Source organism: Amycolatopsis rhizosphaerae (assembly GCF_007713715.1).
Lineage (GTDB): Bacteria > Actinomycetota > Actinomycetes > Mycobacteriales > Pseudonocardiaceae > Amycolatopsis_E > Amycolatopsis_E rhizosphaerae.
This window is the reverse complement of record NZ_VJWX01000272.1, coordinates 1-9,472: the sequence shown is the minus strand read 5'-3', so window position 1 is coordinate 9,472 and position 9,472 is coordinate 1. Positions and strand designations below refer to the sequence as shown.

Genomic DNA, 9,472 nt, shown 5'->3' with positions numbered 1-9,472 from the left:
TGCTGGTGGTGGGGCCGGTGCCGGAGGGGACGGACGGGAGGTTCGGCCCCGGGCGCACGGTGCCGACGGGCCCGTCGGCGGTGGGCCTGGAGGAGGTCACCTGGTTCGATTCGCTCAGCGCGGGCGGGGCGCTGACCGGTCTGTCCGCCAGAACGCCACTCACCGTCTGCTGTCCGGTGGAGGAGGAGGCGCGCGTCCGGTCGGTGTAGGTGTCGATGACCGAACCGATGGTGCCGACCTGCTTCGCCTTCAGGCCGACGCTCGCCCCGTCCGGGGACAGTGGCTGGTAGTCCATCGGAATCTGGGTCTTCGTGCTGCCGGTGACCGAGGTGTACTGGTCCATCACGCGCACGTTGTTGGCGTTCGCGGCGTTGGTTTTCGCCACGCCTTCCTGATACGAGTTGACGTCGCTCACGGCCATCGACGGCCCGACGATCGGGATCGCCGCCTTCAGCCCCAGCGACCACCCGCTGGGCTTCTCCGGCGCGGGCGGGACCGGCACCACACTGGTCTTGGACCGCTGGAAGACGTCCGACTGGGTGCGCAGGGAACCGGTGGTCTGGTCCAGCGGGGTGGCCGAGGCCTGGAACGTCTGCGCCAGCGGGTTCGCCCCGGCGTTCGCCGCGTCACCGGAACCGCCCGTCCAGTAGGCCGCCATCTTGTCCTGCAGCGCCTTGATCTGCTGGGCCTCGTCCTGGTAGCTCCTGGACAGTTCCGCGATCGCGTCGGAAGCCGCCTGCAGTTGACTCGAATCGCCCTTGGTGAAGTTCTGGTAGATCTGGGTGCCGTTCATCCCCATGTCACGAGCCCCCTTGCAGCGTCGCGATCACGGCGGTGGCGATCTGCCGTGCCGCCGCGCACGAATCCTGTGCGTTGTGGTAACCACCGGCGTCGGCGCTCAATGCGATGTCGTCGGTGACGCCGAAGTAGAGCGAACAATCTCCACGTGAACGGCGATCCTGGACACCTCCGTAGGCGGCCGGATAACCGGACACGTCTTCTGCCGGTTCCAGGAATTTGAGCAGCGTGCCTTTGCCCGCATAGACGTTGCGCATGCCGCCGAACCCCTTGCCGTCCGACATGCCGATGGAGATGTTGATGTTCCTTGCGTTCTCGGTGTCGATCCAGCCGCAGCCGACACCGCGCCGCCCGTCGCTTCCGGTGTTGGGACTCGGGTCCGAGAAGCCCATCTTTGCGATCAGGCTCGAGGACAGTAGATCGCACGGCTTGGCGGCGAAGGCGGCGATGTTGGGCAAGGGATGCTGCACCTTCGGCACGGTCGTGCCGCCGCCTTCCGCGGTGGAGGAGGTGCCGGTCGACGTCGTGACGCTCGGCGATCCGGTCTTCGTTTCGGTGCAAGCGGTTGCGGCGAGGGCCAATGCGGTGGTGGCAAGGAGGAGTGTTCGGCGGAACTTCATCAGCTGTCCGTGTGCTTCCCGAGTGCGGCCTGGACGTTTTCTTCGTCGGTTTGTTTGGCCTTCGTGGCGGTGGTGAGTTTTTGGACGTAGTCCCCGACGTAGGCGACCATGGAATCGTGCTGCTCGTACAAGAGGTCGAACGAATCCGAGAACCGCTTCAGGTACCCCTCGCTTTCGGGGTCTTCGGCCAGTTCCTGCAACGACATGCGGATCTGCTCGATCGTGTTCTTCTTCCGCAGCAGGCTGGCCTGGCGGTCCTTCCACATGCCCAGCACCGTGTTCATCTCTTCCACGCTGGGGAATTCGAACCCGCCGGAGGCGCCGGGGGCGGCCGCCCTGGCGGCTTCGGTCACGGCGAGGCCTGCCACGGCCCCGGCGACGGGACTGCCCCAGACGGCGGCCGCGGCCGCCGCGGCGGCGCCGATGGCCGCGCTGCCCGACTCGTTCAAAGCTGCCTCCCCAGTAGCCGACGATGACGGTGACCCTCTGACGTCGCAGCTTAGCGGACAGTTCCGACAATCAGGAGCGGCAGGAAGATCCCCCGTCCTCGCCGGTACCGGAGACAATGGGGGAATGGACGAGCGAGATCCCCTGGCCGGGTTCGTCGGGTTCGCGACGGCTTTGCGGGAGGCCGGAGTGGCGGCGGGGCCGCAGCGGGTGCAGGCGTACCTGGACGCCCTCCAACGGGTCGACCTCGCCGACGCCGGGCAGCTGTACTGGGCCGGGCGGGTGACGCTGTGCGGGGAGCCGGACGACCTGCCCCGGTATGACGACGCTTTCGCGCAGTGGTTCGCGGCGGAGCCCCCGGCGCCGAAGCCGGTGACGGTGGCCCGGCCGAAGCAGGCGCGGATGGCCGCGCTGTCCGAGGAGCGGTCCGAGGGGGGCGAGGGCGAGGCGAAGGCGGACGAGTTGCGCGTCGCCGCGACGGATACGGAAGTGTTGCGGCACCGGGATCTCGCTGAGCTCACCGCCGCCGAGCGGCGGCATCTGCGCGAGCTGTTCGCGGTGCTGCGCCCGCTCCCGCCGACCCGCGCCTCGCTGCGGCGCCGTCCCGCCGGACGCGGGTCGCTCGACGCTTCGCGGACGTTGCGCCGGATGCTCGCCGGCGGGGGCGAGCCGGTCGACCTCGCCTACCAGAGGCGTTCCACGAGGCCGCGCCGCGTGGTGTTCCTGATCGACGTGTCCGGATCGATGAGCCCGTACGCCGATTCCCTCCTCCGCTTCGCGCACGTGGTCGTGCGCAGCGCGCCCGCCGATGTCGAGGTGTTCACCCTGGGCACCCGCCTGACGCGGGTGTCGCGGCAGCTGCGGCAGCGCGACCCGGAGCGCGCGATGCTCTCCGCCGGGCAGGCGGTGGCGGACTACGCGGGCGGCACCCGGCTCGGCGAGACGCTGCGCGTCTTCCTGGATCGGTGGGGGCAACGGGGAATCGCACGGCGTGCCGTGGTCGTTGTCTTCTCCGACGGCTGGGAGCGGGGTGATCCTTCGCTCCTGGGCGAGCAGCTGGCCAGAATGCGCCGCTTGGCGCACGCTGTGCTGTGGATCAACCCCCACGCGGGACGCGAGGGCTACGCCCCGGTGCAATCCGGGATCGCCGCCGCGCTCCCGCACCTCGATCGCCTGCTGGCCGGGCACAGCCTGGCCACCCTGGAACGACTGCTGGTGGAGATACGCGATGCATGACGTAATGGACGAACTCGCCAAGCGCTGGGCCGAGGGCGAGGTGATCGGCCTGGCGACGGTGGTCTCCACGTTCTCGTCGGCACCCCGGTCGCCCGGGGCCTCGATGCTGGTGACGCAGGGCGGTGAGGCCATCGGCAGCGTGTCCGGCGGCTGCGTGGAAGGCGCCGTCTACGAACTCGCGCAGGAGGTGATCGCCGACGGCAAGCCGGTGCTGCAGCGTTACGGCGTGAGCGACGACGACGCCTTCGCGGTCGGGCTGACCTGCGGCGGGATCATCGACATCTACGTGGAGCGGGTGGACAAGGAGAGCCTGCCCGAACTCGGCGAGGTGGTCGAGTCGGTGCACCGCGGCGAGCCGGTCGCGGTGGTGACGGTGATCGAGCACGCCGATCCGGACCGCAAGGGCCGCCACATGATCATCTGGTCGGACCGGGTGCGGGGCAGCCTCGGTTCGGAGCGGGTCGACGACGCCGTCGTGGACGACGCCAGGGGCCTGCTGGCCACCGGCCGCACCGCGACCCTGCACTACGGCCTCGAAGGCGAGCGGCGCGGCGAGGGCATGAGCGTGTTCGTCAACTCCTTCGAGCCGCCGCCCCGGATGCTCGTGTTCGGCGCGATCGACTTCGCCGCCGCGATGGCGCGCATGGGTTCCTTCCTGGGCTTCCAGGTGACGGTGTGCGACGCGCGCCCGGTGTTCGCCACCGCGAGCCGGTTCCCGTTCGCGGACGAGGTGGTGGTCGACTGGCCGCACCGCTATCTCAAGGCCGAGGCGGAGGCGGGCCGCATCGACCGGCGCACCGCCATCGCGGTGCTCACGCACGACCCGAAGTTCGACGTGCCGCTGCTGGAGGTCGCGTTGCGGCTCGACGTCGGCTACATCGGTGCGATGGGTTCGCGCCGGACCCACGAGGACCGGCTGGCGCGGCTGCGTGAGGCGGGCATGACCGAGGAGGAACTCGCGCGGCTGTCCTCGCCGATCGGGCTGGATCTCGGCGCGCGCACGCCGGAGGAGACCGCGGTGTCGATCGCGGCCGAGATCATCGCGCTGCGCTGGGGTGGTGGCGGCCGTCGCCTGGCGGAGCTGTCGGGCCGGATCCACGGCTGAGCACGCCGATGCGCACGACGGAGGGCGCGAGCCGTTCCGCCTGGTAGGCCACGATCTTGTGGTGGCCGTCGAGCACGAGGTCGCGCGCGCGGCCGCCGGGCCGCAACAGCACCGCGACCGGGCGCAGCCCGGACCGGATCGCCCGCCGGTAGTAGGCGACCCGGCCGTCTTCGGCCCGCGGCCAGTCGCCGCCGGTGGCCACCAGGCGCCGGTCGTCGAACAGCGGTTCCGGTCCGGCGAGTTCGTAGTGCCCGCTGGCGAGCAGGCGGAGCAGCGACCCCAGCGTTTCGCCCAGCGGACGGCGCAGCTGCCCGGTGGCCAGCGCGATCCTCAGGCTCTCGGTCAGCGGCGGGATCCGCAGGGTTTTTCCTTGCGTTTCACCGGTCTCGATGATCCCGGTGCCGTCGCTGACGGTGACTCGTTCCACATGGCTGTGACGGCCGCAAAAATCGTGTGGTTCCCTTTTTTACGGTGCTCTCCGCATTCGCGGAGTATTTTACTGGGAGAAACCGCATCTGCGGATCGGCCGCGCGAGTGTCACCCGGGCAGGACTTGTCCGATCGCGACAGAAGTAGCACGCTCCCTTGTGAAGCCGATCACCCAGCTCCCACCACACTGGAGGGCTCATGCGAATCACCGTCACCGTTGACGGAGCCCAGTACACCGACGAGGTCGAACCCCGCACACTGCTCGTGCACTACCTGAGGGAGACGCTCGGGAAAGTCGGCACCGTAATCGGCTGCGACACCAGCAACTGCGGTGCGTGCACGGTCCACCTGAACGGGCGCAGCGTCAAATCCTGTTCGGTGCTCGCGGTGCAGGCCGACGGGGGTGAGGTCACCACCGTCGAAGGGCTCGCGCGCGAGGGCCGGTTGCACCCGGTGCAACAGGCCTTCCACGACAACCACGCCCTGCAGTGCGGCTACTGCACGCCGGGCATGATCATGCAGTCGATCGACCTGCTGGCCGACAATCCCGACCCGGACGAGAAGGCCGTGCGCGAGGGCCTGGAGGGCAACCTCTGCCGCTGCACCGGTTACCAGAACATCGTGCGGGCCGTGCAGGACGCCGCCCGGCACATGAGCCCCGGCGCGGGCCCGGAGGCCGAGCGGATCAGCGACGTCCCCAGCGCGATCGCGGGCGGGGGCGAGTGACGTGACCGCGACCATCGAACCGGAGGTCGGCAAGGCGCGCACCCGCAAGGAGGATGCGCGGCTGATCACCGGCCGCACCCGCTGGACCGACAACACCGTCCTGCCCGGTCTGCTGCACCTCGCCGTCCTGCGCAGCCCGTTCGCGCACGCCAGGATCAACGGCATCGACACCTCGGAGGCGAAGGACAGGCCCGGGGTGATCGCCGTCTACACCGCCGCCGACCTCGACCCCGAGGGCGCGATCGGCATGCCCTGCGCCTGGCCGGTCACCCCCGACATGAAGCATCCGCGCCGTCCGGTGCTGGCCGCCCACCGGGTCAACTTCGCCGGGGAGGGTGTCGCCGTGGTGGTGGCGCGCACCGCCGCGCAGGCCCGGGACGCGCTCGAAGCGATCGACGTCGACTACGAAGAACTCCCCGTCGTCCTCGGCCTGGAGAACGCGCTCGCCGAGGGCGCGCCCCTGGTCCACGAGGAACTCGGCACCAACCGCAACGCGCTGTGGGTGTTCGACTCCGGCGAGGCGGGCACCGGAGGCAGCGTCGAGCAGGCCATTTCCGACGCCGAGGTGGTCGTCAAGCGGCGCTTCCGCCAGCAGCGGCTCATCCCGGCGTTCATGGAGCCCCGCTCCTGCGTCGTGGACCCGACGGGCCCGCAGATCGTGATGTGGTCGGCCACCCAGGTGCCGCACATCCTCAAGACGATGGCGGCGCTGACGCTGGGCATCCCCGAGCACAAGCTGCGCGTGATCGCCCCCGACGTCGGGGGCGGCTTCGGCGGCAAGATCGCGGTGCTGCCGGAGGAGGCGATGACCCTGCTCATCGCGCAGAAGCTCGGCAAGCCGGTGAAGTGGACCGAGACCCGTTCGGAGACCATGCTCACCGCGCACCACGGGCGGGACCAGATCCAGGACATCACCATCACGGCCAGGCGGGACGGCACGGTCACCGGCCTCAAGGTCGAACTGCTCGCCGACATGGGCGCCTACCTCGGCCTGGTCGGGCCCGGGGTGCCGATCCTGGGCGCGTTCATGTTCAACGCGATCTACAAGATCCCGGCCTACCACTTCGCCTGCACCAACGTGTTCACCAACACCACGCTGACCGACGCCTACCGGGGCGCCGGGCGGCCGGAGGCCACCTTCGGCATCGAGCGGATCATGGACGAGCTCGCCGCCGAACTCGGCATGGACCCGTTGGAGCTGCGCGAAAAGAACTGGATCAAGCACGAGGAGTTCCCGTACACCACGGTCGCGGGCCTGACCTACGACTCGGGGAACTACGAGGCCGCGACGCAGAAGGCGCTCGAACTCTTCGACTACGAGGGCCTGCGCCGGGAACAGCGGGAACGCCGCGAACGCAGGGACCCGATCCAGCTGGGCATCGGCATCTCGACGTTCACCGAGATGTGCGGTCTCGCGCCGTCGCGGGTCCTCGGCTCCCTCGACTACGGCGCGGGCGGCTGGGAAGCGGCCTCGGTGCGCATGCTGCCCACCGGCAAGGTCGAGGTGATCACCGGAGCCTCCGCGCACGGCCAGGGCCACGAGACGGCGTGGAGCCAGATCGTGGCCGACCAGCTGGGCGTGGCCTTCGAGGACGTGGAAGTGATCCACGGTGACACGCAGTCCTCGCCGAAGGGCCTGGACACCTACGGTTCGCGCTCGCTCGCGGTGGGCGGGATCGCGGTGGTCAAGGCGGCGGAAAAGGTGGTCGCGAAGGCCCGCACGATCGCCGCGCACCTGATGGAGTGCTCGCCGGACGACCTGGAGTTCGCGCACGGCAAGTTCACGGTGCGGGGCACCGACAAGTCCACCACCATCCAGGACGTCGTGTTCGCGACCTTCATGGCGCACAACCTGCCGGACGGCGTGGAGCCCTCGCTCGACTCCGACGCGGTCTACGACCCCGAGAACTTCTCGTTCCCCCACGGCACGCACCTGTGTGCCGCCGAGGTGGACACCGAGACGGGCCGGGTGACGCTGCGGAAGTACGTCTGCGTGGACGACGTCGGCGCGGTGGTCAACCCGCTCATCGTCGAAGGCCAGATCCACGGCGGGCTCGCCCAGGGCATCGCACAGGCGCTGTACGAGGAGGCGGTGTACGACGAGAGCGGCAACCTGACCACGGGCACCTTCGCCGACTACCTGCTCCCCTCGGCGATGGACCTGCCGAGCTTCGTCACCGATCGCACGGAAACCCCGGCGACCAGCAACCCGCTGGGCGTCAAGGGGGTCGGCGAGGCCGGCACGATCGCCTCCACCCCGGCGGTGGTCAACGCCGTGGTCGACGCGGTGCGGCCGTTCGGGGTGAACGACATCGAGATGCCCTGCTCGCCGATGCGGGTGTGGGCGGCGATCCACCGCGGTCAGCGGGCCGCCGGTGACGTCACCGGTCCCGGTGGCGGTTTGGGTTCGATCGACGCTTCTGGAGGTGCCCAGTGATTCCCGCGGCCTTCGACTACGCCGCGCCCACCACCGTGGACGAGGCCGTGCGGGCGCTGTCCGAAGCCGGTGAGGACGCGAAGGTGCTGGCGGGCGGGCAGAGCCTGCTGCCGGTGCTGAGGATGCGCCTCGCGGCGCCGTCCGTGGTGATCGACCTCGGCCGGATCCCCGAGCTGCGCGGGATCCGCGACGACGGCGACGCGCTCGTCATCGGGGCCATGACCACGCACTACGACGTGCAGCGCGACCAGTTGGTCGCCGAGCACGCCGCGCTGCTGGCCAGGGCCACCGACACGGTGGCCGACCCGCAGGTCCGCCACCGAGGCACCTTCGGCGGTTCGCTGGCGCACGCCGATCCGGCGGGCGACCTGCCGGCACCGGCGCTGGCGCTCGACGCGGAAATGGTGATCGCCGGGCCGGGCGGCAGGCGCACGGTGCCCGCGGCGGAGTTCTTCCAGGACTTCTTCACCACTTCCCTGGCGGCGAACGAAATCCTGGTCGAGGTCCGGGTGCCCAAGCACACCGGCTGGCGGGCGCACTACGAGAAGTTCAACCGGGTCGCGCAGGCCTGGTCCATGGTGGCGGTGGCGGTCACCGTGCGGACCGAGGGCGACACCATCGCCGACGCCCGCATCGCGCTGACGAACATGGCCGCCATCCCGGTGCGCGCCACCGCCGTGGAACAGGCCCTGATCGGGCGGAAAGCCGAGGCGGAGACGATTCGCGCGGCCGCCGCGCACGCCGCCGAGGGCACCAGCCCGACCCCTGACGGCAACGCGGACGTCGAATATCGGCAAGAATTGGCACGGGTACTGACGGGCCGGGCCGTCTCGGCCGTGGTAAGCGCCTAGCCAAGGGGCGCGGGAGGCCACCACCGCCACAGGAAGTGGTGGCCTCCGGCGCCAAAGCGACAGAAGGGAGTCGGGCCGTGCGGCTTGACCATGAATTCACTGTTCCGGCGCCGCCCGCGCAGGTGTGGAAGGCCGTCACCGATCCGGAAAGCGTCGCGCCGTGCATGCCGGGGGCCACGTTGACGAAGGTCGAGGGCGAGACCTTCACCGGCACGGTGAAGGTCAAGCTGGGGCCGATCTCCCTGCTGTACAAGGGTTCCGGCGAGTTCCTGGAGACCGACGAGCAGGCACGCAAGATCGTCATCAAGGCGTCGGGCAAGGACACTCGCGGCGCGGGCACCGCGGCCGCGACGGTCACCGTGACGCTGACCGAGGAGGGCGGCGCCACCAAGGGCACGGTCGCCACCGACCTCAACGTGACCGGGCGCCCGGCGCAGTTCGGCCGGGGCATGATCTCCGAGGTCGGCGGCAAGATCCTCGACCAGTTCGCGGCGAACCTGGCGGAGAAGCTCACGGCTCCCGCTCCTACGGCGGCGGAGGCCGCGGCGGCGCCCGAAGCCGCCGCCAAGCCGGGCGAGGAGGCCAAGCCGAAGCTGGAGGCCGTCCCGCCCGCGCCGCAGAAGGAAGCCGAGGCGATCGACCTGCTCGAGTACGCCGGTTCTTCGGTGGCGAAGCGGCTGGGCCCGGTGCTCGCCGGGGTGGCCGTGCTGCTGGCGATCATCGCGATCGTCCGCGCCATCCGCCGCCGCTGACCCTCGGCGTTATGCCGTGAAGGGGCCCTTCACAGTCGAATCGACCGTGAAGGGCCCCTTCACGGCTCACCC

The 9,472-nt window shown here is 70.2% G+C and carries 10 protein-coding genes; 6 read left to right on the top strand and 4 right to left on the bottom strand.

The window, feature by feature from the left end; translation table 11 throughout:
- The 3 genes from FNH05_RS23705 to FNH05_RS23695 all read right to left on the bottom strand — a co-directional run.
- Positions 1-799: WXG100 family type VII secretion target (locus FNH05_RS23705; protein WP_144590920.1), on the bottom strand; the 799-nt coding region annotated here is incomplete at its 3' end.
- A 1-nt stretch (position 800) separates the two neighbouring features.
- Positions 801-1,418 (bottom strand): DUF3558 domain-containing protein, encoded by a 618-nt coding sequence (locus tag FNH05_RS23700; RefSeq protein ID WP_144590919.1) that lies wholly within the window; start codon positions 1,416-1,418, stop codon positions 801-803.
- Positions 1,418-1,867 carry a hypothetical protein gene (locus tag FNH05_RS23695; RefSeq protein ID WP_144590918.1) on the bottom strand — a complete coding sequence of 150 codons (450 nt, stop codon included), beginning with the start codon at positions 1,865-1,867 and terminating at the stop codon, positions 1,418-1,420. The genes FNH05_RS23700 and FNH05_RS23695 overlap by 1 nt, the downstream gene beginning before the upstream one ends.
- A 124-nt stretch (positions 1,868-1,991) precedes the next feature.
- Between FNH05_RS23695 and FNH05_RS23690 the strand changes: the two genes are divergently transcribed.
- The gene (locus FNH05_RS23690) at positions 1,992-3,101 is read left to right on the top strand and encodes a vWA domain-containing protein (RefSeq protein ID WP_144590917.1); all 1,110 of its coding nucleotides are present in this window, start codon (positions 1,992-1,994) and stop codon (positions 3,099-3,101) included.
- A complete protein-coding gene (locus FNH05_RS23685; protein WP_144590916.1) occupies positions 3,094-4,206 on the top strand; it encodes an XdhC family protein in 1,113 nt (370 codons plus the stop codon). The genes FNH05_RS23690 and FNH05_RS23685 overlap by 8 nt, the downstream gene beginning before the upstream one ends.
- On the opposite strand, the gene FNH05_RS23680 is transcribed toward FNH05_RS23685, so the two are convergent.
- A complete protein-coding gene (locus FNH05_RS23680) occupies positions 4,139-4,633 on the bottom strand; it encodes a hypothetical protein (RefSeq protein ID WP_144590915.1) in 495 nt (164 codons plus the stop codon). The genes FNH05_RS23685 and FNH05_RS23680 overlap by 68 nt on opposite strands.
- Before the next feature lie 199 nt (positions 4,634-4,832).
- Between FNH05_RS23680 and FNH05_RS23675 the strand changes: the two genes are divergently transcribed.
- The 4 genes from FNH05_RS23675 to FNH05_RS23660 all read left to right on the top strand — a co-directional run bounded on the left by FNH05_RS23675 (position 4,833) and on the right by FNH05_RS23660 (position 9,400).
- Positions 4,833-5,360 carry a (2Fe-2S)-binding protein gene (locus FNH05_RS23675; RefSeq protein ID WP_144590914.1) on the top strand — a complete coding sequence of 176 codons (528 nt, stop codon included), beginning with the start codon at positions 4,833-4,835 and terminating at the stop codon, positions 5,358-5,360.
- Position 5,361: 1 nt separating this feature from the next.
- A complete protein-coding gene (locus FNH05_RS23670; protein WP_144590913.1) occupies positions 5,362-7,797 on the top strand; it encodes a xanthine dehydrogenase family protein molybdopterin-binding subunit in 2,436 nt (811 codons plus the stop codon).
- On the top strand, positions 7,794-8,648 hold the full coding sequence (locus FNH05_RS23665) for an FAD binding domain-containing protein (protein ID WP_144590912.1): 855 nt from the start codon (positions 7,794-7,796) through the stop codon (positions 8,646-8,648). Before FNH05_RS23670 ends, FNH05_RS23665 begins: the two co-directional genes overlap by 4 nt.
- 77 nt (positions 8,649-8,725) lie before the next feature.
- Complete coding sequence (locus tag FNH05_RS23660) at positions 8,726-9,400, top strand: SRPBCC family protein (protein ID WP_144590911.1); 675 nt, start codon at positions 8,726-8,728, stop codon at positions 9,398-9,400.
- Positions 9,401-9,472 lie beyond the last annotated feature (72 nt).